25 protein-coding genes are annotated in these 22,257 nt (G+C 73.4%); 10 read left to right on the top strand and 15 right to left on the bottom strand.

The genetic code is table 11. The features are described from left to right. Positions 1-132: 132 nt before the first annotated feature. The gene (locus tag ACGFXC_RS06870; protein WP_393710246.1) at positions 133-510 is read left to right on the top strand and encodes a hypothetical protein; all 378 of its coding nucleotides are present in this window, start codon (positions 133-135) and stop codon (positions 508-510) included. A gap of 42 nt (positions 511-552) precedes the next feature. On the opposite strand, the gene ACGFXC_RS06865 is transcribed toward ACGFXC_RS06870, so the two are convergent. From ACGFXC_RS06865 to ACGFXC_RS06830, 8 genes are all read right to left on the bottom strand, one after another. Then, on the bottom strand, positions 553-1,215 hold the full coding sequence (locus ACGFXC_RS06865) for a methionine ABC transporter permease (protein WP_393710244.1): 663 nt from the start codon (positions 1,213-1,215) through the stop codon (positions 553-555). Then, positions 1,212-2,228 carry a methionine ABC transporter ATP-binding protein gene (locus ACGFXC_RS06860; RefSeq protein WP_393710242.1) on the bottom strand — a complete coding sequence of 339 codons (1,017 nt, stop codon included), beginning with the start codon at positions 2,226-2,228 and terminating at the stop codon, positions 1,212-1,214. The genes ACGFXC_RS06865 and ACGFXC_RS06860 overlap by 4 nt, the downstream gene beginning before the upstream one ends. After that, complete coding sequence (locus tag ACGFXC_RS06855; protein WP_393710240.1) at positions 2,225-3,115, bottom strand: MetQ/NlpA family ABC transporter substrate-binding protein; 891 nt, start codon at positions 3,113-3,115, stop codon at positions 2,225-2,227. Before ACGFXC_RS06855 ends, ACGFXC_RS06860 begins: the two co-directional genes overlap by 4 nt. Before the next feature lie 93 nt (positions 3,116-3,208). Further along, a complete protein-coding gene (locus tag ACGFXC_RS06850; protein ID WP_393710918.1) occupies positions 3,209-3,592 on the bottom strand; it encodes a GntR family transcriptional regulator in 384 nt (127 codons plus the stop codon). A gap of 96 nt (positions 3,593-3,688) precedes the next feature. Beyond that, positions 3,689-4,675, bottom strand: coding sequence for an ABC transporter permease (locus ACGFXC_RS06845; RefSeq protein ID WP_393710238.1), 987 nt, complete (start codon positions 4,673-4,675; stop codon positions 3,689-3,691). After that, the gene (locus tag ACGFXC_RS06840; protein ID WP_393710237.1) at positions 4,672-5,616 is read right to left on the bottom strand and encodes an ABC transporter ATP-binding protein; all 945 of its coding nucleotides are present in this window, start codon (positions 5,614-5,616) and stop codon (positions 4,672-4,674) included. The genes ACGFXC_RS06845 and ACGFXC_RS06840 overlap by 4 nt, the downstream gene beginning before the upstream one ends. 158 nt (positions 5,617-5,774) lie before the next feature. Continuing rightward, complete coding sequence (locus ACGFXC_RS06835; protein WP_393710235.1) at positions 5,775-7,694, bottom strand: helix-turn-helix domain-containing protein; 1,920 nt, start codon at positions 7,692-7,694, stop codon at positions 5,775-5,777. 22 nt (positions 7,695-7,716) lie between these two features. Continuing rightward, entirely contained in the window at positions 7,717-9,078 is a 1,362-nt protein-coding gene (locus tag ACGFXC_RS06830) for an MFS transporter (RefSeq protein WP_393710233.1), read from the bottom strand. 444 nt (positions 9,079-9,522) lie between these two features. Here ACGFXC_RS06830 and galT point away from each other — a divergent pair, with 444 nt between their 5' ends. Both galT and galK read left to right on the top strand, forming a co-directional pair. Next, complete coding sequence (gene galT, locus ACGFXC_RS06825; RefSeq protein WP_393710231.1) at positions 9,523-10,572, top strand: galactose-1-phosphate uridylyltransferase; 1,050 nt, start codon at positions 9,523-9,525, stop codon at positions 10,570-10,572. A 40-nt stretch (positions 10,573-10,612) separates the two neighbouring features. Next, the gene (gene galK / locus ACGFXC_RS06820; protein WP_393710229.1) at positions 10,613-11,746 is read left to right on the top strand and encodes a galactokinase; all 1,134 of its coding nucleotides are present in this window, start codon (positions 10,613-10,615) and stop codon (positions 11,744-11,746) included. A 21-nt stretch (positions 11,747-11,767) separates the two neighbouring features. On the opposite strand, the gene ACGFXC_RS06815 is transcribed toward galK, so the two are convergent. The 5 genes from ACGFXC_RS06815 to ACGFXC_RS06795 form a co-directional block, all read right to left on the bottom strand. After that, positions 11,768-12,025, bottom strand: coding sequence for a hypothetical protein (locus tag ACGFXC_RS06815; RefSeq protein WP_393710228.1), 258 nt, complete (start codon positions 12,023-12,025; stop codon positions 11,768-11,770). A 130-nt stretch (positions 12,026-12,155) separates the two neighbouring features. After that, entirely contained in the window at positions 12,156-12,812 is a 657-nt protein-coding gene (locus ACGFXC_RS06810) for a deoxynucleoside kinase (RefSeq protein ID WP_393710227.1), read from the bottom strand. Positions 12,813-13,114: 302 nt separating this feature from the next. Next, the gene (locus ACGFXC_RS06805; protein WP_393710226.1) at positions 13,115-13,558 is read right to left on the bottom strand and encodes a hypothetical protein; all 444 of its coding nucleotides are present in this window, start codon (positions 13,556-13,558) and stop codon (positions 13,115-13,117) included. Positions 13,559-13,628: 70 nt separating this feature from the next. Then, positions 13,629-14,318, bottom strand: a complete 690-nt coding sequence (locus tag ACGFXC_RS06800) for a helix-turn-helix transcriptional regulator (RefSeq protein ID WP_393710224.1) — start codon at positions 14,316-14,318, stop codon at positions 13,629-13,631. A gap of 63 nt (positions 14,319-14,381) precedes the next feature. Continuing rightward, positions 14,382-16,115, bottom strand: a complete 1,734-nt coding sequence (locus ACGFXC_RS06795) for a nucleobase:cation symporter-2 family protein (protein WP_393710222.1) — start codon at positions 16,113-16,115, stop codon at positions 14,382-14,384. A gap of 321 nt (positions 16,116-16,436) precedes the next feature. Between ACGFXC_RS06795 and ACGFXC_RS06790 the strand changes: the two genes are divergently transcribed. Together ACGFXC_RS06790 and ACGFXC_RS06785 are read left to right on the top strand one after the other, a co-directional pair. Continuing rightward, positions 16,437-17,759, top strand: a complete 1,323-nt coding sequence (locus ACGFXC_RS06790) for a molybdopterin-dependent oxidoreductase (protein ID WP_393710220.1) — start codon at positions 16,437-16,439, stop codon at positions 17,757-17,759. Positions 17,760-17,764: 5 nt separating this feature from the next. Then, on the top strand, positions 17,765-18,367 hold the full coding sequence (locus ACGFXC_RS06785; RefSeq protein ID WP_393710916.1) for a hypothetical protein: 603 nt from the start codon (positions 17,765-17,767) through the stop codon (positions 18,365-18,367). 19 nt (positions 18,368-18,386) lie between these two features. Here ACGFXC_RS06785 and ACGFXC_RS06780 read toward each other — a convergent pair whose 3' ends face one another. After that, positions 18,387-18,650 (bottom strand): hypothetical protein, encoded by a 264-nt coding sequence (locus ACGFXC_RS06780; protein WP_393710218.1) that lies wholly within the window; start codon positions 18,648-18,650, stop codon positions 18,387-18,389. A 179-nt stretch (positions 18,651-18,829) separates the two neighbouring features. Between ACGFXC_RS06780 and ACGFXC_RS06775 the strand changes: the two genes are divergently transcribed. From ACGFXC_RS06775 to ACGFXC_RS06755, 5 genes are all read left to right on the top strand, one after another. Then, positions 18,830-19,876 (top strand): YihY/virulence factor BrkB family protein, encoded by a 1,047-nt coding sequence (locus ACGFXC_RS06775; RefSeq protein WP_393710216.1) that lies wholly within the window; start codon positions 18,830-18,832, stop codon positions 19,874-19,876. 144 nt (positions 19,877-20,020) lie between these two features. Further along, positions 20,021-20,434 (top strand): phage holin family protein, encoded by a 414-nt coding sequence (locus ACGFXC_RS06770; RefSeq protein ID WP_393710214.1) that lies wholly within the window; start codon positions 20,021-20,023, stop codon positions 20,432-20,434. Beyond that, positions 20,431-20,817 carry a DUF3618 domain-containing protein gene (locus ACGFXC_RS06765; RefSeq protein WP_393710212.1) on the top strand — a complete coding sequence of 129 codons (387 nt, stop codon included), beginning with the start codon at positions 20,431-20,433 and terminating at the stop codon, positions 20,815-20,817. Before ACGFXC_RS06770 ends, ACGFXC_RS06765 begins: the two co-directional genes overlap by 4 nt. Next, positions 20,814-21,080, top strand: a complete 267-nt coding sequence (locus tag ACGFXC_RS06760; RefSeq protein ID WP_393710210.1) for a DUF4235 domain-containing protein — start codon at positions 20,814-20,816, stop codon at positions 21,078-21,080. The genes ACGFXC_RS06765 and ACGFXC_RS06760 overlap by 4 nt, the downstream gene beginning before the upstream one ends. A 237-nt stretch (positions 21,081-21,317) precedes the next feature. After that, positions 21,318-21,719: a PPOX class F420-dependent oxidoreductase gene (locus tag ACGFXC_RS06755; RefSeq protein ID WP_393710208.1), complete on the top strand. Its 402-nt coding sequence runs from the start codon at positions 21,318-21,320 to the stop codon at positions 21,717-21,719. A gap of 7 nt (positions 21,720-21,726) precedes the next feature. Here ACGFXC_RS06755 and ACGFXC_RS06750 read toward each other — a convergent pair whose 3' ends face one another. Next, a complete protein-coding gene (locus tag ACGFXC_RS06750; RefSeq protein ID WP_393710207.1) occupies positions 21,727-22,248 on the bottom strand; it encodes a hypothetical protein in 522 nt (173 codons plus the stop codon). Positions 22,249-22,257: the final 9 nt, after the last annotated feature.

Genomic DNA, 22,257 nt, shown 5'->3' with positions numbered 1-22,257 from the left:
ACATATACATGACACACAATAGTTCGACTTCGGAGTCATCCCGTCGAAAGTCAGACAATCGGCCGGATCGTGTGGGAGTCTGCTCCGCACGCGCGACGAGAACGTGCGCGCAGTCGTCACCGGGGAGGTCTCATGCGTGGATCATTGCTCCGCAAGTCCCGTGCCGTGCTGGTGGGTTCGGCCCTGACCTTGAGCGCGGTCGCGCTCGGCGCGGGGCCGGCCAGCGCCTGGTCGGGGGGCAACGTCTGGGTCAACTTCGGCAGTTGGAACTGCCCGGGCGGAGGTTCCGTGGTCGGCGTCTACTGGGCGGTGGACGCCTATTCCAGCGGTCCGGCGGAAGGGGACTGGGGCGACAACGTCATCTACCCCCGGGTGCGGGTGGGTTCGGGGTCCTACAACACCCTGAGCTATCAGACGATGTGCAAGAAGTGGGGCTGGTACACCTACCGCGGCGTGGTCGGCCAGCGGGCCCTCACCCCGTACAAGTCCGGTCTGAGCTACACCTACTGACACGCCGGGGTGGTGGGGCGCAGGGCGGCAGAGCCCCCGGGGTCAGCGCCTGAGGATCCGGCGCGAGACCCGGTCGCCGAGGAACTGCGCGGACTGCACCAGCACGATCAGCACGAGTACGGTCACCACCATCACGGAGGTGTCGAAGCGCAGGTACCCGTACGTCATGGCCAGATTGCCGACGCCGCCCCCGCCGACGGTGCCCGCGACGGCGGAGAAGTCGATCAGCGCGACGAGCATGAAGGTCAGGCCGAGGACGAGCGGCCCGAGCGCCTCCGGCACCAGGACCGTCAGCAGGACGCGCAGCGGGCCGGCGCCCATGGACCGGGCCGCCTCGATGACGCCCGGTTCGACGGAGAGCAGGTTCGACTCCACGATCCGCGCGATCCCGAAGGTGGCCACGACCGTCATCGGGAAGATCGCGGCGTCGGTACCGATCATCGTGCCCACCACCGCCCGGGTGACCGGGGCCAGGGCCACGATCGCGATGATGAACGGCACGGGCCGGATGACGTTGATGAACGTTCCGAGGACCGCGTGCACCGCCCGGTTGGGCAGCACGCCGCCCTTGCGGGTGGCGTAGAGGGCGAGGCCGGTCGCGAGCCCCAGCACGGTGGACAGGGCCAGCGTCACCAGGACCATGTAGACGGTCTCGCCGGTGGCGTCGAGGACCTTGGGCCAGAAGGTGCTCCAGTCGGCCTTCACCGTACGCCCGCTTCCCGCGCCGCGGGGGAGGCGAGGCCGCGCACGACCGCCTCGACCGCCGCGTCCCGCCCGCGCAGCGCCAGGGTCACGCTGCCGAGCGGCCGGCCGTGCACCTCGCCGACTCCGCCGTGGACGAAGGCGAAGTCGACGCCGTGCTCGCGCAGCAGCGGCGAGAGGGTCTCCAGGGCCGGAGCCCCGTCGACGACCGGCACCGTGACCAGCCGTCCCGGATGGCGGGTCCGCAGCCGCTCCAGGAGCGGGCCGTCGGGCGCGCCGTGCAGGGCGGAGCGGACGAAGGCGGCCGTGGTGGCGTGTGCCGGGCGCGCGAAGACCTCGTAGACCTCTCCGCTCTCGACCACCCGGCCGTCCTCCATGACGGCCACCCGGTCGCAGAGGGTGCGGACGACCTCCATCTCGTGGGTGATCAGCAGGATGGTGACGCCCAGCTCGCGGTGGACGCGGCGCAGCAGGGCCAGCACCTCGCCGGTGGTCTGCGGATCGAGGGCGGAGGTGGCCTCGTCGCACAGCAGCACCTTCGGGCGGGTGGCCAGGGCGCGGGCGATGCCGACGCGCTGGCGCTGCCCGCCGGAGAGCTGTTCCGGGTAGCGCCCGCCGTGGCCGCGCAGGCCGACGAAGTCGAGCGTCTCCTCGGCCCGGGCCCGAGCGGCCGCGCGGTCCAGACCGGCCAGCCGCAGCGGGTACAGGACGTTGCCGAGGACGGTGCGCGAGCGGAAGAGGTTGAACTGCTGGAAGATCATGCCGATGTCGCGGCGGACCGGGCGCATGCGGCGTTCGCCGAGCGCCGCGATGTCCCGGCCGTCGAGCAGGACGCTGCCCGAGGTCGGTTCCTCCAGTCCGTTGACCAGCCGCAGCAGGGTGGACTTGCCCGCGCCGCTGTGTCCGATGACCCCGAAGACGGTGCCCGGTGCGACGGACAGGCTGACGTCGTCCACGGCGACGGCTCCGCCGGGGAACTCCTTGCGCACGGAGCGCAGTTCGACGGCGGCGGTCATCGCGCCAGCTGCTTCTGTACGCGGGCCAGTTCGGCCTGGAGCTCGGCGGCGGGCAGCTCGACGTGGTGCGCGGTGCCGTTGCTGGTGCGGCGGACCTCGTCCTGGACGGCTCGGGAGGCGTACAGCTCGATGATCTTCTGGTAGTCGGGGTCGTCCTTGTGGTCCGCGCGGGCGGCGATGACGTTCAGGTAGGGGACGGCCTGCGGGGCGGCCGGATCGTCCTTGAACAGGGCGGTTGTGGCCTTGATGCCGGCGAGTTCGGCGACCCCGTCGTTGATGACGGCGGCGTCCGCGTCCTTCAGGGTGCGGGGCGTCTGCTGGGCGTTCACCGGGGTGAGCTTGACGTGCCGGGGATTGGCGGTGATGTCGTCGGGGGTGGCGAACAGCCCCGCCTCCTTCTTCAGTTCGATGACCTTGGCCTGCTCCAGCACGCGCAGTCCGCGGCCCTGGTTGGCGGGGTCGTTGGGCAGGGTGATCTCGGCGCCGTCGGGGAGGTCCGCGAGCCGCTGGTGCTTGGCGGAGTAGAGGCCGAGCGGTACGACCGTGGTGGCGGCGATGGGGGCGATGTCGGTCTTGTTCTCGGTGTTGGACTGTGCGAGGAAGACCAGGTGCTGGAACGCGTTGAGCTCGATGTCGCCCGCGCTGAGGGCCTTGTTGGGCAGCGAGTAGTCGTCGAAGACGACCGTCTCCACCGTCAGGCCCTCCTTCTTCGCCTCCTTGGCGAGGACCTCCCACTCCGGGGAGTCGCCCGAGACGCCCACCCGGATGTGCTTGCCGTCGTCGCCGCCGAACCCGCAGCCGGAGGCGAGCAGGGTGAGGGCGCAGAGCGAGGTGAGGGAGGTGGCGAGGGTGAGCGCGGTGCGGCGGCGCGGTGATGCGGCAATCATCGTGGGATCCAGTGATCAGAGGAACGCGTCAAGCGAGGTACCTCTGAACAGTAGGCATGCATCCCGGTCTTGGCTTGATATGAAAGATCGTATTCACGATCTTGCAATGAATGAAAGGTCTGCGGGGCGTTCGGGGTAGGTCTCACCCAGCGCCGCGTCGAACAGCGTCGTCACGTCCTCGACGCTCAGCCCCTGTTCCCGCGCCTCGCGCATCCACTCCCCGAGGCGCCCCCGCAGCGGCGACTCCGGCGCCGTCTGCGCCGTGGCCAGGGTGCGGGTGATGAAGGTGCCCGAACCCTGCCGGACCTCCACCAGCCCCAGCCGCTCCAGTTCGCGGTACGCCTTGAGGGTGGTGTTGGGGTTCACCTTGGTGGTGGCGGCGACCTGAGCCGCCGTCGGGAGCTTGTCCCCCTCCTCCAGGGCGCCCATCCGGAGCGCCTGCTCCACCTGGTGGACGATCTGGAGGTAGGCGGGCATGCCGCTGCGGCGTTCGATGCGAAACACGACCACGGTGCCCGCCTCCTCGGTCTTCGGTGGGAGTTTCAGCCTAGGGGTACGCCGGAAGCGCGATGGCTACAGGGCCCGGCGCCGGGCCCGCCACAGCAGCAGGCCGATCAGGGCGCCGGCGAGCGCCGTGAACACCGCCGCGGCACCCCACTGCATCCCCGCCATCTGGTCCTTGCCGTAGTAGTCCGCGACCGAGTTGACGATGCCGAGCGAGGCGCGGCAGCTCTCCGGCGCGCTGTCGTGCACGCAGGTGCCCCAGCCGTAGAGCTTCCCGGAGGCGGTGGCGATCCACTCGTCGACCACCGGCACCTGGTCGAGCAGGGCGGGCCGGACGCCCCCGAAGGGGTAGGTGAGCCGCCTCGGGGTGGCGAGCAGCGTACGGAACTCCTCGGCCGCGATCAGGGCGAGACCGCTGACCACGAACGTACAGGCCATGGACGCCACCGTGCGGCGCAGCAGCGCGCCGGCCAGGATGCCGAGGGAGGTGGTGAACAGGGCCGTGGCGACTCCGGTGGGGCCGGTGACCTCGAACACCGGGCCGGTCAGCCAGTCCCTGCCGGTGAACGGACCGGCGGCGCGCCACCACCAGGCGTACGCGAGGCCGAGGACGCCGGCCGTCACCGCGGCGAGCGCCAGCGCGAAGCCCAGCTTCCACGCCAGCCACCGGGTGCGGGACACCGACTGGGTGGTGGCGAGCCGGGCGGTTCCGTTCTCCAGGTCGGCCGAGATCAGCGGGGCACCCAGGAAGACGCCCAGCAGCGTCGGCAGGAAGGCCAGCGAGGCGCCGGCCGAGTTCAGGTCGTTGGCGATCCTGTTGGTGAGGCTGCCGTCGAGGTCCGCGCCGTTCTTCCCGGGCCAGCCGGCGGCGTGCAGGGAGTCGAGCATCGCACCCCGCTGGTACGCGATCCAGGCCGTGCCGAGCACGACGGCCGCGGCGCAGGCGATGAGGGCCGTACGGTGCTGGCGGGCCATGAGCCAGGCGAGTCCGCGCAGCCGGCGGGCCGGGACGGTGGCGGTGCGCCGGCCGGGGCCGGTCTGGGTGAGCGTGCTCATGCGGCGCGCTCCTCTCGGTGGCCGGGGACGGCGGTCGGGGAGAGCAGGGCGGGGGCGCCGGGGGAGCGCAGGTAGCCGAGCAGCACTTCCTCCATGCTGGGCTCGGCGAGCTGCCAGTCGCCCTCCAGCGGTCCCTGGCGCCGCACCAGGGCCGTGAAGTGGCGCCCCGAGGTGCGCACTTCGACCACCGTGTGGGTGGCGAGCGCCGGGGGCAGGGCGTCGTCCGCGCACACGCCGGTGACCAGGGTGTGCATGGGGACCAGCTCGTCCGCCTCGCCGGCCATGCGAACCCGGCCGTCGGCGAGGACGAGCAGGTAGTCGCACATGTCCTCGATCTCGCTGAGCAGGTGGGAGGACATCAGGACGGTGGTGCCGTGTTCGGCGGCCTCGGACAGCAGCAGCCCCCCGATCTCGTCCCGTGCGACGGGGTCCAGATCGGACATCGGCTCGTCCAGCAGGAGCAGTTCGGGCCGCTTCCCGAAGGCGAGCGCGAGGGCCAGGCGGGTGCGCTGGCCGCCCGACAGGTCGGCGGCCCTGGCCCGCAGCGGCACCTGGCCGGCCCGTACGATCCGCTCGGCCGCCGCCTGGTCCCAGCCCGGGTTCAGCTCCCGGCCCATCCTCAGGGTCTGCTCGACGGTGAACCGCTTGAACAGCGGCTTGTCCTGGCCCAGATAGGCCCAGCGGGTCATGGCGGCGGGGTCGTCGGCGGGAGCGCCGAAAACCCGCAGCTCGCCGGCCGATGGCTCGGTCAGGCGGGTCGCCAGGTTCAGCAGGGTGCTCTTGCCGGCACCGTTCGGTCCGACGAGGGCGGCGATGCGGCCCGCCGGAATCCGGAAGGAACAGTCCTTCAGGGCCCAGCGCCGGCCGTACTTCCTGCCGAGCCCGCGAGCCTCCAGGGCCCACCGGTCGTCCGCCGCGCCGGCGGTGGTCGTGTCTCGCACGGCAGCCCTCCTTTCCGTCGATCTTTCCATCAGTCCACTAGATGACTAGTGGAATCATGGACTCGACGGAGATCCCTGTCAACGCGCCCCGGCGACGCGCGGCCGCGGGGTGGGGGGTATGGGTTCGGGGTTCGGGTTCGGGGTTCAGGGTTCGGGGTTCAGGGAGCGGTGGGCCCCGGAGCGGCCCCGCCCGACGCCCGGTGCAGCCGCAGGGCCAGTTGCAGTTCCAGCGCCCGGTCCGGCGACTGCCAGTCGGGCCCCAGCAGCCGCCCGATCCGCTCCAGCCGCTGCACCACCGTGTTCACGTGGACGTGCAGGGCCTCCTTGGCCCTGGCCTGGCTCATGCCCGACGCGAAGTACGCGCGCAGCGTGCCCACGAGGTCGCTGCCGCGCCGCTCGTCGTACTCCAGCAGCGGTCCGAGCGTCTCCCGGACGTACGCGGGCAGGTCCGCCCGGTCGCCCAGGAGCATCCCGAGGAAACCGAGTTCCGCGAGCGTGCCGCCGTCCCCGTCCCGCCCCAGCGCACGCAGCGTGGACAGGCAGCGCAGGGCCTCCGCGTGCGCGCCCGGCAGTACGGCGGGACTGCCCTCGGCGCCCGCCGCCCCGACCGTGACCGGGCCGCCCACCGCCCGGGCGAGCGCGCCGGCCAGACCCGACGCGTCCGCGCCGGCGGACCGCGAGGGGGCCAGCAGGACGACGTGGTCGTGGTGCACCCCCGCCAGGCCACCCCGCTCGCGGGCCTGGTGCGCCGCCGCGGCGAGCAGCCGCGGGCGCGGGGCGCCCCCGCCGTGCAGGACGAACAGGGCGTGCGGCAGCCCCAGGTCCACGCCGAGCCGCCTGGCCCGTACCGCCAGCCCCGCGGGATCCGCCGACGGGCTCAGCAGGTCGCCCAGCAGCTCCCCGCGTATCCGGTCCTCGGTCTCCGCGACCTGCCGGCGCAGCAGCAACAGCAGCGCCGTCACCGTCGCCGCCCGCTCGAACAGGCGCCGCCCCGCGTCGTCGAGGTCCGCCCGGCCGGTCAGGGTGACGCTGCCCAGCAACTCTGGCCCGGCCAGCACCGCGCACACCCAGGCCCCCTCCCGGGGCACCGCCCGCCCGCTGCCCCGGGACGCCGCCACCGCCGGGGCGGCCGGCGTCAGCGGGTGCGATCGTACGCGGGCCAGCTCCACGCCGTCCGCGTCGTGGATCAGCGTGCCGCCGTCCAGGAGCGTGCCGATCGCCGCGGCGACCTCGGTGATGTCCCCGCCGCGCAGCACGAGGCCGGTCAGCCGGTCGTGCGCCTCCTCGGCCCGCCGCAGCGCGTCGCTGTTCTCCTGGATGGTGCGCGACGCGGCGTTCAGCTCCGCGAGCGCCCGACGCGTCTCCTCCAGCAGCCGGGCCCCGTCGATCGCGATGGCCGCGTGGTCGGCCAGCGAGGACAGCAGCGCCACCTCGCGCGCCGAGAACGCGCGCGAGCGCCGGTCGGCGGCGAACAGCACCCCGATCACCCGAGCGCCCAGCCGCAGCGGCACCCCCAGGATCGCGTGCAGGTCCTCCTCGGCCACCGCGCCGTCGATGGCGCGCGTGTGCCGGAAACGCCGGTCGCCCTGGTAGTCCCCGGTCGCGTACGGGCGGGCGGTCTGCGCCACCAGCCCGCCCAGCCCCTCGCCCATGCCGAGCCGCAACTGCTGGAAGGCGGCCGACACCGACCCCTCGGTGACCCGCATGAAGGTGTCGCCGGCCACCTCGTCGTTGAGGGAGAGGTACGTGACGTCCGTGTGCAGCAGCTGCCTGGCCCGGTGGGTGATGGCCCGCAGCACCGCGTCGAGGTCCCGCAGCGCCGCGAGGTCGCCCGCCGTGTCGAACAGCGCCGTCAGCTCCGCCTCCCGCGAGCGGTGGCGCAGCAGCGTCCGGTGCACCTCCAGGGCCACCCGCGCGGCCTCCTCCAGCGCCGCGACCTCCCCGGCGGGAGCCCCGGCGGCGCGCGCGGCGGCGGCCGGCCGGGCGAAGTCCTCGGCCGGCGCGCCCCGCGCGAGCAGGCCGAGCAGCTCCCGAAGGCCGGCCCCTTCGCCGGCGCGGTCCGTCACGGGGGTGAGCATACGTGCGCGCGTACGGGCGCCGTCAGCCGCGGACGGACGTCCGCACGGGCGCCGGCGCCGGCCCGGCCCCGGTGAGGCTGCGGCCCCGCGTCTCCCGGGCGAACAGCACGGTCACCGTGGTCACCAGGGCCGCCGCGCACAGGTAGAGCGAGACCGGCAGGGAGGACGCGTAGTCCTTCAGCAGCTCGACGGCGATGATCGGGGCCAGCGCCCCGCCGACGATGGAGGCGAGCTGCGATCCCATGGACGCGCCCGAGTACCGCACCCGGGTGTCGAACATCTCCGTGATGAAGGCGGCCTGCGGACCGTACATCGCCCCGTGCAGCAGCAGTCCGGCGGTCACGGCCGCGGCGATGACCGGGAAGGAGCGGGAATCGAGCAGGGCGAAGAACGCGAAGGCCCAGCCCGCCATGCCGACCGAGCCCACGAGGGTCACCGCGCGCCGCCCGATCCGGTCGGAGAGCGCGCCCCACAGCGGTATCGCCACGAAGTGCACGGCCGAGCCGATCAGTACGGCGTTCAGGGCGTCGGACTTCGGCAGGTGGAGGTGGGCGGTGACGTACACCAGGAGGAAGGCGGTGAGGATGTAGTACGAGACGTTCTCGCCGAGCCGGACGCCGATGGCCGTCAGCACGCCGCGCCGGCCGCTGCGGAGCACCTCGACCACCGGCGGCCGCGCCTTCGCCCCCGCGGCCTCCTCCGCCTCGGCCCTGGCCCGCGCCTCCAGGAACGCGGGCGACTCCGAGACCGACACCCGGATCCACAGCCCGATCACCACCAGCACCCCGGACAGCAGGAACGGGATCCGCCAGCCCCAGGCGAGGAACGCCTCGTCGGACTGGACGGCGGCGAGCAGCGCGAGCACCCCGGTGGCCAGCAGGTTTCCGCCGGGGGCGCCGGCCTGCGGCCACGAGGCCCAGAACCCGCGGTTGCGGTCGTCGCCGTGCTCGGCGACCAGCAGCACCGCCCCGCCCCACTCCCCGCCCAGCGCGAACCCCTGCACCAGCCGCAGCACGGTCAGCAGCACGGGCGCCCCGACCCCGACGCTCGCGTGGGTCGGCAGCAGCCCGATCGCGAAGGTGGCCCCGCCCATCATCAGCAGGCTGAGCACCAGCAGCCGCTTGCGCCCGATCCGGTCCCCGTAGTGCCCGAAGACGACCCCGCCGAGCGGGCGGGCGGCGAAGCCGACGGCATAGGTGAGGAAGGCCAGCAGGGTCCCGACGAGGGGGTCGCTGGAGGGGAAGAACAGCTTGTTGAACACGAGCGCGGCGGCGGAGCCGTAGAGGAAGAAGTCGTACCACTCGATGGTCGTGCCGATGAGGCTGGCGGCGACGACCCGTCTGATGCCGGCGGGAACGGAGGGAGCGGGTGCAGAGGCGGCCATGAGTACCACTCCGGGGTGGTTGCGGGGACGATTCCGTGTCGCCACAACGTAGAAAGCCCCAGGTCGGTCAGCCATGTGGGAAACCACCACAGTTCCCTCCGGACCTATGTGCCCGACCCGTTCCGTCCCGGCCCTCCTGCGCCGCCCGCTGATGTGCCGGGCCGTCAGCCCGGTGCGGCCTCCGCTGTAGAAGTGGAGGGTGCCGTCGTTGCGCGGAAATCATTCGATTCCCGGTTCGGGCCAGTCTTCGCCCATGAGGGTGACTGGTCGCCCTGTACGCGCTCATCGGCCTGGTCGCGGTCGTCGTCATCCAGCAGCGCCGGAGCGGGGAGCGCGCCGTCGGACCGCCCCACTGGCGTCGTTGACTAAAGTTGGTTTCTGTTTATTCTTGTCGAGAGCTGAGGGATGGCTTCCAGGGACGGCTTCCAAGGACGGGCGTGCTCCGTGAAGAGAACCACGACGAAGCTCGCGGACGGCCGCGAGCTGATCTACTACGACCTCGACGAGGGCGCCGAGCGCGATGCGGCCGACCCGCGCCCCCTGGAGCCCGTCGACAGCCGCCCCGAGCTGCGCCTGGACCCGGCGACCGGCGACTGGGTCACGATCGCCTCGCACCGGCAGGGGCGCGTCCACCTCCCGCCGACGGACGCCTGCCCGCTGTGCCCCTCGCGGGACGGCCACCTCGGCGAGATCCCGGCGGCCGACTACGAAGTGGCCGTGTTCGAGAACCGGTTCCCCTCCCTCGCGGGCCGTGAGGGGCGCTGCGAGGTCGTCTGCTTCACGCCCGAACACGGGGCGAGCTTCGCCGATCTGAGCGAGGACCGGGCCCGCCTCGTCCTCGACGCCTGGACGGACCGCACCCGGCAGCTGTCGGCGCTGCCCGGGGTCGAGCAGGTGTACTGCTTCGAGAACCGGGGCGCCGAGATCGGCGTCACCCTCGCCCATCCGCACGGGCAGATCTACGCCTTCCCCTTCGTGACGCCGCGCACCGCGAAGATGGCCGCCGCCGCGGCCAGGCACCGCGCGGCCACCGGCGAGAACCTCTTCGAGGACCTGCTGGCCGGTGCCCGCTCCGCCACCGAACGGCTGGTCCTGGTGGGGGAGCACTGGACGGCCTTCGTCCCCTACGCCGCCCGCTGGCCCTACGAGGTGCACCTCTACCCGCACCGCCGGGTGGCCGACCTCACCCGCCTGACGGAGGCCGAGCGGGCCGAGCTGCCCGGCACGTACCTGGAACTGCTGCGCAGGTTCGACCGGCTGTTCCGGGGCGAGGGGCGGACCGCGCGGCCGGGCCCCACCCCGTACATCGCCGCCTGGCACCAGGCGCCGACGACCGGCGGCGGGGAACTGGCCCTCCACCTGGAGCTGTTCACCGTGCGGCGCTCGGCGGAGAAGCTCAAGTACCTCGCCGGAGTCGAATCCGGCATGGAGGCCTTCGTCAACGACATCGCCCCGGAAGCGGCGGCCCGGCGGCTGCGGGAGGTCGCGTCATGAACAGGCTCCCCGGCACCGTCCCCACCACCGGGGAGACCACGTGAACGAGGCGTTCCACCGGATCTACGGAGCCCGCCCGGACGGAATCTGGGCCGCGCCCGGCCGGGTCAACCTGATCGGGGAGCACACCGACTACAACGACGGTTTCGCCCTGCCCATCGCCATCCCCCAGCGCACCCTGGTCGCGGCGCGGCGGCGGCGGGACGGACGGCTGCGGCTGCACAGCGCCCAGGCCGGCGGCCCGGTCATCGACCTCCGGCCGGCGGACCTGGTCCCCGGAGTCACCACCACCTGGGGCGCCTACCCGGCGGGGGTCCTCTGGGCGCTGCGCGAAGCCGGACACCGGGTCGGGGGCGCCGACCTGCACATCGACAGCACCGTCCCCACCGGGGCGGGCCTGTCCTCCTCCGCCGCGCTCGAATGCGCGGTCGCCTTCGCCCTCGCCGACCTGTACGGGCTCGCCCTGGACGCACCCGCCCTCGCGCTGCTCGCCCAGCGGGCGGAGAACGGCTTCGCCGGCGTGCCGTGCGGGGTGATGGACCAGATGGCCTCCGCCTGCTGCACCGTCGGTGCGGCCCTGCACCTGGACGTTCGCGCCGGGGTGCACGAGCAGGTCCCGTTCGCCCCCGAGGCGGGCGGAATGACCCTGCTGGTCGTGGACACCCGGGTCAAGCACGACCTCGGGGACGGCGCGTACGCGGCCCTGCGCGCCGGGTGCGAACGCGCCGCCGCCCTGCTCGGCCTGGCCGCGCTGCGCGATCTGACGCCCGCCGAACTGCCCCGCGCCACACGGGCCTTGCCCGCGCGGCTCGTGCCCCTGGTACAGCACGTGGTGACGGAGAACGCGCGGGTCGCCGAAGCCGTCGCGCACCTGCGGGCCGGGGATCCGGCGGCGCTCGGGCCGATCCTCTCGCGAGGGCACGCCTCCCTGCGCGACGACTTCCGGATCTCCTGCGCGGAGAGCGACCTCGTGGTGGACACGGCCCTGGCGCACGGAGCGCTCGGAGCGCGGATGACCGGCGGCGGATTCGGCGGGTCCGTGATCGTGCTCGCGGAGGAGTCCGCGACGCGGACGCTCGGAGCGGCCGTCACCGCCGCGTTCGGTGCCGCCGGGTACCAGGCTCCGCACCTGTTCCCCGTCTCCCCGTCCGCCGGGGCCCGGCGCATCGCCTGAGGCGCAGCAGACCTAGACGGCCTAGGGGCGGGCGTCCCGGCGGAACTCAAGGAGGGCCAGGGCGGCCTTCACACCGGTGGAGATCGTCAGGGCTTCGAGGAACGGCATGCCCATCAGCCACAGGGCCACCATCATCGCCGTGAGCACCAAGAAGGCCGGCACCAGATGGGTACGTCTGATCGTGCTCCGCAGTTGGCCGGCCCGGCTCCGGCGCTGATCCACCGTATCCACCGTATCGACCGGGCGCGCGGCGACGCCCTCCTCGTTGGCGTGCGGCATGGGCTGGGGCCCCTTCCTCGTAGCCGACGTCGACGACGTCCCGGGAAAGGAGCCTCGGTCGCGCCCCGCCGCACGGCCACCGCTGTCGCCCGCCCGGCCGCCATCCGGCGGACAGGTTCACCTCACCGGCTCAGGTGCGCGCCACCGCGAGGGCGGCCTTGACCTCCCGCACCACACGGGCGGCGTCCTCGGGCTCGTGCACCACGTCGGTGTGGTTCATGTCGATGACGAGGACCTCGCTCGCCGAGTAGTGCTCGTGCACCCATGCGTCGTAGCCGGACCACAGCGTCCGGTAGTACGCGATGAGGCCCTCGTCCTGCTCGAAGTCACGGCCCCGCAGTCCGATGCGGTGCAGCACCGTCTCGAAGTCCGCCTTGAGGTAGACCATGAGATCGGGTGCCTTGCGGTACGGCAGGCCGTCGATCTCGCGCATCATCTCGCCCAGCAGCCCCTCGTACACCCGCATTTCGAGGGAGCTGATCCGGCCCAGGTCGTGGTTGACCTTGGCGAAGTACCAGTCCTCGTAGATGGACCGGTCGAGGACGTTGTCGCCCTGCTTGTACGCCTCCTTGATCGCGGCGAACCGCGTCTGGAGGAAGTAGAGCTGGAGCAGGAAGGGGTAGCGCTTCGCCTGGATCTCTTCGGGGCTCGCCGTGTAGAAGAGCGGCAGGATCGGGTTGTCGTCCACGCTCTCGTAGAAGACCTCGCTGCCGAGTTCCTTGGCGAGCAGTTCGGCGACGCTCGTCTTGCCGATGCCGATCATGCCTCCGACGCAGATCACTGGCATACCTCACTTCTCCCTGGGGGTCTTCTGTTCGTGGGTGGGTGGCCTGGGCGTCCCACACCACTGAGACACGCGCCGGTGGTGGCGCGATTCCCCGGGATCTTCATGATCGACGTCTTGCGGCCGCGTCCGGACCGGGGCCCCGACACGGGCCGCTCGCGCCGGACGGCGGGCCCGACCGCTCCGCGGCCCTCGCGCACGGCGACGGCCCACGGCCCACGGCCGCCTTGAATCTTAAATGACGATCCGCCCCCCGTCGGCCAGTGCGCCCCGCCCGCCCGGGCCGGTGGACGGGGCGGGGCGCGTCACAGGCGCCAGTACGTGCCCGCCCGCGCGTCGACGTGCACCACGTGCGGGCCCACGCGCACCACGCGGTAGCCCTGGCCGGCCCAGCAGCCGGTGTCGCCCTCGGCGTCGGGCAGCGGGGTCCACACCTCCAGGAACGTGCTGCCGTCGGTGTTGGTGCCCCGTTCGACTAGGTGCGGGCCCTCCCACCGCAGGGCGCCCGTGTCCTCGCCGGGCTCGCCCTCCAGGTGGTGGAAGCGTACGAGGGAGCCGTCGAAGGACGTGACGCCCGCGAAGCCCCGGCTGTCGGCGTAGTACGGACCCGCCTGGAGCCACACCACCTCGCGGTCCTCCACCAGGGGCCCGCCGTCGCGGCTGATGCCGCGCCGCAGCCAGGCGCCGCGTCCGGGCGCCGGGATCCCCGGCCCGTCGGCGACGGGACCGGGCAGGGGAGGGAGGTTCATCGGGTCGGCCCGTCCGTGCGGCGTGGGGTGAGCCGCCCGTGCCGGGCGGCCGCACAATCTAGCACCGCCGTCAGACGCGGCCCGTCAGGTGGCGGAACCGTTCCGGCAGCTCCGCCAGCCAGTGGGCGCGTTCGACGGCGATCTCCTTGAGGCGGGCGTCGCCGCTGCGGGCGACGAGGTGGCCCATGTACCGCTCGTTGAACCCCGCGTACTCCCGGTGCAGGGTCCGCAGGGCGTGCGCGACGCGCCGCTCGTCGGCGCGGGCGAGTTCCGCGAGGGGGGCGACGTACGCCTTCCAGCGGCCCTCGACCGCCTGCTGGAGCAGGCCGGTGAACGCGCCGGCCCGGTCGATGACCTCCAGCAGCTCCTCCGGGCGCAGGCCCAGCGCGTCCGCCAGCAGCAGGGTCTGGTGGTCGGTGCCGGACCAGTCGTGCCCGGTCTCGGCCCGGGCGTACGTGTACGGGTCGACGCCGGCGCGCTCGGCGAGCCGCTCGGCGGTGAACTGCCGGGCCAGCCGGTGTTCGTACAGGGTGCCCGGCGGCCGGGCCATCAGCACCGGCACCGGGCACCACAACGCGTCGGCCAGGGCGAAGAGTTCGGTCTCGGTCGGGGCCACGCCCCCGGACTCCCAGGCGTGGACCGCTTCGGGCGGCCGGTGCATGCCCAACTGGGCCATGGCGGCGACGACCTGGGAGGGCGTCATGCCGACGCGGAGGCGGGCGGCCTTCGCCTCGGAGGGGGAGAAGGGGAGTCTGGACACGGGCGCATCACCTCAAGGGAGCGGCCGCGCGGGGACCGTGGCCTCCGCGCGGCGAGGGGCGGATCAGCGGGCGGGCCCGGCCGTCCGGCCGGTGCCTCCTTCCGGTCCCTCCCAGCCCTGCCACCCGTCCCAGCCGGCCCGGCCGTCGTGGCCGCCGCCCCCCGGCCCACCCCCCGGCCCGGCCGCCGCTCCGGCCCCCGGCCGGGTCTCCCACGGGTTCCAGCCCGCCGGGCCGTCCGGGCCGTCCGGGCCGCCGCGGGGACCCGTCGTGCCGTCCGCGTCGGCGAGGCCGTCCCAGTCGATGTCGTCCCCCGTACGCCGGTCGGCGAAGGCGTGGAAGAACAGGTTCAGCAGCACGGCCGTGAGGCTGCCGAGGGTGATGCCGCTGCCCAGCACCGCCCGCATCTCGGTCGGCATCCGCTCGAACAGCGGCTGCACCGTGGTCGGCAGCATGGCCGCGCCCAGACTCAGCGCCAGGATCAGCGCGTTGCGCTCCTCCTTCAGGTCGACCTTGGCGAGGATCTGCACGCCGACCGTGGCGACCATGCCGAACATGGCGACGGCCGCGCCGCCCAGCACCGGATGCGGGACGGAGGCCACCACGGCCCCGGCCTTGGGGACCAGGCCCAGCAGGATCATGAAGACGCCCGCGGCGACCACCACGAACCGGCTGGTGACCCGGGAGATGCGCACCAGGCCGATGTTCTCCGCGAAGGCCACGTAGGGGAAGGAGTTGAACACCCCGCCGAGCACGGTGGCGAGGCCGTCGGCGCGCAGGGCCCGGCCGACCGTCTCGCCGTCCACGTCCCGGCCGGTGATCTCGCCCATGGCGTACACGTCCCCGGTGGTCTCCACCATCGTGATCATCATGACGACGACCATCGCCAGCATCGGGAAGACGGAGAACTCCGGCACCCCGTAGTGGAACGGGGTGCTGACGCCGATCCAGTCCGCCTGCGCGACCCCGTCGAGTCCGGCGTCGCCCCGCAGCCAGGCGGCCGCCGTGCCGCCGGCCAGCCCGAGCAGGACCGCGATGCTGCGCAGGAACGGGCCGCCGAACCGGGTCACGAGCAGGATCACCGCCAGGGTTCCGGCGGCGTAGCCGAGGTGGACGGGGTCCCCGTAGCCGGGCCGGCCCACCAGGTCGGAGCCGCCGCCGACGTCCTGGAGGGCCACCGGGATCAGCGTGATGCCGATGACGGTCAGGAGCGTGCCGGTGACGACCGGCGGGAAGTAGGCGGAGAGCCGTCCGACGAAGGGCGCGAACAGGAAGGTGGCGACGCCGCCGGTGATGACCGCGCCGTAGACCACCAGCAGCCCGGCGGTGCCGCCGCCCGCGCCCTGGCCTATGGCGATCATGGGGGAGACTGCGGTGAACGTCGCGCCCTGGACGAGCGGGAGCCGTGCTCCGATCCGCCAGAAGCCCCAGGCCTGGATGATCGTGGCGAGGCCGGCCGTGAACAGGTCGGCGTTGATCAGGTAGACGAGCTCCTGTGGCGACAGGCCGAGGCTGTTGCCCAGGATGATCGGGACGAGGACCGCGCCGGCGTAGAACGCCAGGACGTGCTGGAAGCCGTAGAGCGAGAGCCGGGAGAGGGGGAGGACCTCGTCCACGGGATGGGGGGCGACGGGACTTCTTCGGCGCGGGGACCGGGGTGCCATCTCTGCCTTGCCTTCGAGGTAGGTGAATGAGAAGAACGCGCGCCCCGCCACGGGGGCGGCGCGGGGGAAGGCCTCGGGAAGGCGCGAACGGACGGCCGCGAGGATCAGGCGGCACAGACCGGGGTGAGACGGCACGGGATTACCGGTACGCGTCCGGGCGACGAGGCGGAACGCGGCCGATACTGTCGAAGGAACCCTGGGTTCCGCAAGTGGTGACCAGCTTTTATATTGGCGCAACCCGCAGGTAACTTAAGATTCGATGGTCGAACGGGCCGTCAGGTGCGGATTTCGTTGCCCGAAGGGCGTACGGCTACGCACAGTTCCAGCCGCGCCGTTCGGGCCTGTTTCCGCCGTCCCGGCCTCGATGCGTGTCGTGCGGACGGCGGGCGTCGCGGTGCGGCATGTTCTCCTCAGCGAAAGATGTCCGAGAAGCCTGCTTCGTACGGAGGTGTTCCGGTGGGTGCGCCCGAGGGTGAGAACGAGCCGGGTCCGGTCGAGCGGGTGCGCGGTGCGCTGCGCTCCGTCGTGCCGACCGGGCCCCCGCCGGGGCCGGCCCGCGCGGAGTTCTGGCGCAGCCCGCTGCGGGGGCCCTGGCTGACGGCCGTACTGGGGCTCGTCCTGCTGGCCGGTGTCACGCTGCTGTTCCTCACGGGCCTGCTCTCGTACGCGGCCTACAACCCGGACCTGGCGCCGGTCAACGACCAGACGCCCGACAAGGGCTGGCTCGGCTTCTACCTGTTCTCCTGGCCCACCTCGCCGCACTGGCTCTACCGGCTGACCCAGGGCGTCCACGTCGTCCTGGGCGTCGTCCTCGTCCCCGTGCTGCTGGCGAAGCTGTGGTCGGTCATCCCCAAGCTCTTCGAGTGGCCGCCCGTACGGTCCGTCAGCCACGGCGTCGAGCGCCTGTCGCTGCTCCTGCTCGTGGGCGGCGCCGGCTTCGAGTTCGCCACCGGCATCCTCAACGTCCAGCTGCACTACGTCTTCCCGGGCTCGTTCTACGTCCTGCACTTCTACGGGGCGTGGGTGTTCATCGGCGCCTTCGTCGTCCACGTGGCCTCGCGACTGCCCCGCGCCCTGCGGGCGGTACGGGCCGGAGCCGCGCAGCCGGCGGCGGGCACGGCGGAGGCCGCCGGGTTGGTCTCGCCGCGTCCGGCCGCCCCGACCATCTCCCGCCGGGGCGCCCTCGGCATGGTCGGGCTCGGCTCCCTGGCGCTGTTCGTGGTGACGGCCGGGCAGAGCGTGGGCGGCTGGTGGCGCCGGACCGCGCTGCTCGCCCCGCACGGGCAGGACCCCGGTTCCGGCCCCAACGGCTTCCAGATCAACAAGACGGCGGCGTCCGTCGGGATCCGGCCGAGCGACATCGGGGCCGCCTGGCGGCTGACCGTGCGCGCTGCGGGGCGTCAGGTCGTCCTGACCCGCGAGGAACTGCTGGCCATGGAGCAGCACGAGGCCGCCCTGCCCATCGCCTGTGTGGAGGGCTGGTCGACGCCCGACCAGCTGTGGAGCGGCGTCCGGCTCACGGCCCTGGCGGCCCTCGTCGGAGCGGGCGCGGACACCCCGCGGGCCCTGGTGGAATCGGTGCAGCGGGGCGGATCGTTCAGTTCCGTCGTCCTGCGGGACAACCAGGTGCGTGACCGCCGCTCCCTGCTGGCCGTCCGCGTCAACGGGGCCGTCCTCACGCCCGACCACGGCTATCCGGCCCGCGTCATCGTCCCCGGCGCCCCCGGCGTCCACAACACCAAATGGGTCACCCGCCTCACCTTCGGGGAACCGGCATGAGGGGCATGCGGGGCCTGGGCGGCATGGGCGGCATGGGCGGCATGGGCGGCGTGGGCGGCGCGGCCGCCTTCCGCAGGCGCTACGGAGCCTCCCCGCTCCACCTGCTCCTCGTCCTCGCCTCCTTCGCCCTCGCCGCCTACGCGGGCGTGCGCCTGCTCGACGGCGACACCGTGGGCGTGGCCCTGTGGTTCGTCGGTGCCGCGCTCCTGCACGACCTCGTGCTCCTGCCCCTCTACTCGCTGACCGACCGGGCCGCGCAGCGCCTGTTCCGGGGACGGCCCGCCGCGGACACGGATGCGGACGCGGACGGGGACGGGGACGCGGGCGCCGGGCCGCCGAGGCCGAGCGTCAACTACGTACGGGTCCCGGCGTTCGTCTCGGGGCTCCTGCTGCTGGTCTGGTGGCCGCTCGTGCTGCGCCAGGTCGGTCACTACACCGCCACCACGGCGCTCCCGGCCGGCGGGTTCCTGCCGCGCTGGCTGCTGATCACGGCCGCGCTCTTCGCCGCCTCCGCGGCGGTCTTCCTCGTCCGCACGTGGCACGCGTCGGCGCCCCGGCGGCGCGCGGCACGTCGTGCGCGCAGGCGGGCCCGCGCCGCCGCGCAGTGACGGCCGCGCCCGCGGCGGATCAGAGGGGCCGGCGGCCCTGCCCCACGGCGAACGCGGTGAGGACCGCGGCGAGCGCCGCCCATACGACGCCTTCGCCGCCCGCCCGCCACCAGCCCAGCGGGCCGAGTACGAGCGCGGTGACCGCCCCGGCCGAGACGGCGCGGGGGTCGGTGAGGAACTGCCACCGGCGCCCGCCGGTGCCGGGCTCCCGGAGCTCGGCGAGGGCCGCCCTGACCACCAGGGCCGCGAGCACGATCGCCGCGACGACCAGGCTCGTTCCCATCGCGCCCTCCCGATCCGCCCGCTGACCGCCGTCGCCGTCCGCCGGTCCGTCCGCCCGTCCGCCCGTCCGCCCGTCCGCCCGTCCGTCCATTACGCCGGACGTCCGCGCCGTGCGCACCCCCGCGCGTTTCCGTCGGTCCGCGGGGACATGACCGGCGCGAGGCTGGAAAGCCGCAGGGTATGACACTCCCACCGAACCGAGGCCGTGCAAGCGGCCCTGACCGTGCCGACGCCGAGCGGACGGCCGTCGCGGGGCCTGACGCGCAGGTCGAGGAGCGGGCCCCCGACCGGCTCAAGGAGCTGCCCGCGCGTTCCTGGCGGGCCGTGCTGCGGGGGACGGTCGGGGAGTTCCGCACCGACGAGCTCGGCGACCGCGCCGCGGCCCTGACCTACTACGGCGTACTGGCGGTCTTTCCCGCGCTGCTGGTGCTCGTCTCCCTGCTGGGCATCGCCGGCGAGTCGGCGACGGAACAGGTGCTGGACACCGTACGGAAGCTGGCGCCCGGTTCCGCCAGGGACGTGATCACCGACGCGGTGCGGCAGGTCCAGGGCCGCAGCGGCGTCGGATCGCTGCTGGCGGTGGTCGGACTGGTGGTGGCCCTGTGGTCCGCCTCCGGCTACATCGCCGCGTTCATCCGCGCCGCGAACGCCGTCTACGACGTCCCCGAGGGCCGGCCCGTGTGGAAGGTGCTGCCGCTGCGCCTGGCGCTCACCGTGACCCTGATGGTCCTCGCGTGCGCCAGTGCGCTGATCGTCGTGTTCACCGGGGGCCTGGCCCGGGAGGCGGGACAGGCCCTCGGGATCGGGGACAGCGCCCTCACGGTGTGGTCGGTCGCGAAGTGGCCGGTCCTGGTGCTCCTCGTCACGGTCATGATCGCACTGCTGTACTGGGCCGCGCCGAACGCCAAGGGCCGCGGGTTCGCGTGGGTGACGCCGGGCTGCGTCCTGGCCGTGGTGATCTGGCTGGCCGCCTCTGCCGGATTCGCCTTCTACGTGGCCAACTTCGCCTCGTACAACAAGACGTACGGCACGGTCGCCGGTGTGATCGTCTTCCTGGTCTGGCTGTGGATCACCAACCTCGCGATCCTCCTCGGCCTGGAGTTCGACGCCGAGATGGCCCGGCAGCGCGCGATCGCCGGCGGCATGCCCGAGGACGAGGAGCCCTACGTCCGGCCCCGCGACACCCGCGCGTGGAGCGACGAGGACCGCCACCGCATGGAGCGGTGACGGCCGCCGCCCCCGCACGAGCGCCGGGGCACCCGGCGGGTGCCCGCCCGAATGCTGGGTAGCCGCGGGACAGGCGGCCGGAACGGGCAGGACACGCGAAGAGCCGACGAGGACGACGGCGAGGACGAAGGCAGGTGACACGTCATGAGCACGGTAGGACAGGAGACCCGCGGCACGGATGAGTCCGTGAGCGTGCTGGTCTCGCGCGCTTCCCAGCAGATCTCGGAACTGGTCCGCGAGGAGATGAGCCTGGCCCGGGCCGAGATGACCCGGAAGGGCAAACGCTTCGGGAAGGGCGGCGGACTGGTCGGCGCGGCGGGCCTGATCGCGGTCCTGGCGGCGCAGGCCCTGGTCGCGACGGGCATCGCCGCCCTCGCGCTGGTGCTGCCGGTGTGGGCTTCGGCCCTCATCGTCACGGCGGTGCTGGCCGTCGCCGCCGCGATTGCGGCAACGGCGGGGAAGAAGCAGTTCGCGGAGGCGGGCGGCCCCGCCCCCGCGCAGACCATCGACAGCGTCAAGGCCGATCTGGCCGAGATCAAGGAGAAGGCACACCGATGACGGACGACCCGCACACCCATATCGGCACCCCCACCCCCGAGGAGCTGCGCGAGCAGGTCGAACGCACTCGTGACGAGCTCGGCGCGACCGTCGAGGCACTGGCCGGCAAGGCCGACGTGAAGGCACGGGCGAAGGAGAAGACGGCCGCCGTCAAGGAACAGGCGGCGCAGAAGTCCGCTCTGGTGGCCGGTCAGATCCGTACGAAGGCCCAGCAGGCCGCTCGGCTGGTCAAGGACAGGACGCCGGACCCCGTGCTGGACCCCTTGCTCGACAGCGCGGGCCGGGGCGCGACGCTGGCCCGCTCGAACCGGGGGCCGCTGCTCGCCTTCGGCGCCGCTCTCGTCGTCATCCTGCTGATCCGGCGCGGCCGTGGGCGCCGATGAACGCGGCGAAGATCGCCTACAAGCCGGTCGGGCTGGCCCTGGGCGCGGTCAGCGGCATGATCGCGGGCGCCGCCTTCAAGCAGGTCTGGAAGGCGGTGGAGGGCGAGGGTGACGCGCCCAACGCCACGGACGAGCACCGCTCGTGGCAGGAGGTGCTGATAGCCGCCGCCCTCCAGGGCGCGATCTTCGCCGTGGTCAAGGCTGCGGTCGACCGCTCGGGCGCCGTCGCGACCCGCCGCGTGACGGGCACCTGGCCGGGCTGACCCGCGAGCCGGTCCGCGAGCCGGTTCCCCGGACCGCCGTGGTCCGGAGCAGCCCCAGGGCCCGCTCCGGACCACGGCGGCGTCGTGTCCCGGCGGCTCCGCGCCGAGCCTGCCGCGCCGCTGCCGCCGTCCGGCTGACGGGGTGCGCCGCGCAGGGCGGCGGAGCGGGTCCGGCCGCGCGCGGCGACTACGGTGGCCCGGCCACCGCCGTCCGCGAACCGCCCCCAGGAGACCCGCGTGCCCGTGCCTCTCGGCGAGGACGTGCTGGCGCTGCTGCGCCGCCCCAGCACCTGCTACATCGCGACGACGATGCCCGACGGATCGCCCCAGCTCACCCAGACCTGGGTCGATACCGACGGCGTGCACGTCCTGATCAACAGCGTCGCGTCGCATCAGAAGACCCGGAACATCGCGCGCGATCCGCGGGTGGCCGTCGCCGTCGCGGATCCCGCCGAACCGGCCGCCTACGTCCAGATCCGCGGCCGTGTGGTGCGCGTAACCACCGAGGGCGCGGTCGACCACATCGAGGCGCTCGCGCAGAAGTACCTCGGCGGCCCCTACCCCTGGTACGGGGGACGCGACCAGGTCCGCGTGCTGTACGTGATCCAGCCCGACCGCATCAGCTCCCCACGGGGCTGAGCAGCGCTCAGCGGGCGGCCCGGGCCGCCCCGGCGGCGGTGTCCGGCAGGTGCGGGCAGACGGAGCCGGGCGCGCCGGGGACGGACGCCGGGATGCGCATGCGGCGCAGCAGGTCGCGGGTCGTGCGCCGGGTCAGGGTGCTGCGCCAGGCGACGCCGGGGTGGCTGGCGCGCAGGTGCGAGAGGGCGCGGGTGTCGAGGCCGGTGGAGCGGAACGACGCGTCGATCTCGACGCCGGTGATCACACCCTCGGCGCACGCGGCGCACAGGTGGTACCGCACCCGGCCGACGACGCCGCCGGAGTGCAGGAGGAGCAGGCACTCCTCGCCGGGACCGGTTCCGGTACCGGTACCGGGGAGCGCCGAGGGCTCGGGGGCCAGGAACTCGATGCCGCTGTAGGCGAGGATCCGGCGCCGCAGCCGCCTCCTGAAGGCGTGCCGACGCCTCGCCGCATGGGCCGGCGCGGCGGTCTCGTCCTGCGGGGCGGAAGGGAACAGCGTGCTGGTCGGGCGTGCGTGTTCTCCGGACATGGGACCCGT

Source organism: Streptomyces sp. NPDC048507, assembly GCF_043199995.1.
Classification (GTDB): Bacteria; Actinomycetota; Actinomycetes; order Streptomycetales; family Streptomycetaceae; genus Streptomyces.
The sequence above is the reverse complement of the archived record's forward strand: the minus strand, read 5'-3'. Positions and strand labels throughout refer to the sequence as shown.

What these genes read in the sequence shown, in the direction of transcription:
- ACGFXC_RS06870 (WP_393710246.1), top strand. Translation starts at nt 133, where the DNA reads ATGCGTGGATCATTGCTCCGCAAGTCCCGTGCCGTGCTGGTGGGTTCG.
- ACGFXC_RS06860 (WP_393710242.1), bottom strand. Translation starts at nt 2,228, where the DNA reads ATGACCGCCGCCGTCGAACTGCGCTCCGTGCGCAAGGAGTTCCCCGGC.
- ACGFXC_RS06855 (WP_393710240.1), bottom strand. Translation starts at nt 3,115, where the DNA reads ATGATTGCCGCATCACCGCGCCGCCGCACCGCGCTCACCCTCGCCACC.
- ACGFXC_RS06850 (WP_393710918.1), bottom strand. Translation starts at nt 3,592, where the DNA reads ATGCCCGCCTACCTCCAGATCGTCCACCAGGTGGAGCAGGCGCTCCGG.
- ACGFXC_RS06845 (WP_393710238.1), bottom strand. Translation starts at nt 4,675, where the DNA reads ATGAGCACGCTCACCCAGACCGGCCCCGGCCGGCGCACCGCCACCGTC.
- ACGFXC_RS06835 (WP_393710235.1), bottom strand. Translation starts at nt 7,694, where the DNA reads ATGCTCACCCCCGTGACGGACCGCGCCGGCGAAGGGGCCGGCCTTCGG.
- ACGFXC_RS06830 (WP_393710233.1), bottom strand. Translation starts at nt 9,078, where the DNA reads ATGGCCGCCTCTGCACCCGCTCCCTCCGTTCCCGCCGGCATCAGACGG.
- ACGFXC_RS06815 (WP_393710228.1), bottom strand. Translation starts at nt 12,025, where the DNA reads ATGCCGCACGCCAACGAGGAGGGCGTCGCCGCGCGCCCGGTCGATACG.
- ACGFXC_RS06810 (WP_393710227.1), bottom strand. Translation starts at nt 12,812, where the DNA reads ATGCCAGTGATCTGCGTCGGAGGCATGATCGGCATCGGCAAGACGAGC.
- ACGFXC_RS06805 (WP_393710226.1), bottom strand. Translation starts at nt 13,558, where the DNA reads ATGAACCTCCCTCCCCTGCCCGGTCCCGTCGCCGACGGGCCGGGGATC.
- ACGFXC_RS06785 (WP_393710916.1), top strand. Translation starts at nt 17,765, where the DNA reads ATGCGGGGCCTGGGCGGCATGGGCGGCATGGGCGGCATGGGCGGCGTG.
- ACGFXC_RS06780 (WP_393710218.1), bottom strand. Translation starts at nt 18,650, where the DNA reads ATGGGAACGAGCCTGGTCGTCGCGGCGATCGTGCTCGCGGCCCTGGTG.
- ACGFXC_RS06775 (WP_393710216.1), top strand. Translation starts at nt 18,830, where the DNA reads ATGACACTCCCACCGAACCGAGGCCGTGCAAGCGGCCCTGACCGTGCC.
- ACGFXC_RS06770 (WP_393710214.1), top strand. Translation starts at nt 20,021, where the DNA reads ATGAGCACGGTAGGACAGGAGACCCGCGGCACGGATGAGTCCGTGAGC.
- ACGFXC_RS06765 (WP_393710212.1), top strand. Translation starts at nt 20,431, where the DNA reads ATGACGGACGACCCGCACACCCATATCGGCACCCCCACCCCCGAGGAG.
- ACGFXC_RS06760 (WP_393710210.1), top strand. Translation starts at nt 20,814, where the DNA reads ATGAACGCGGCGAAGATCGCCTACAAGCCGGTCGGGCTGGCCCTGGGC.
- ACGFXC_RS06750 (WP_393710207.1), bottom strand. Translation starts at nt 22,248, where the DNA reads ATGTCCGGAGAACACGCACGCCCGACCAGCACGCTGTTCCCTTCCGCC.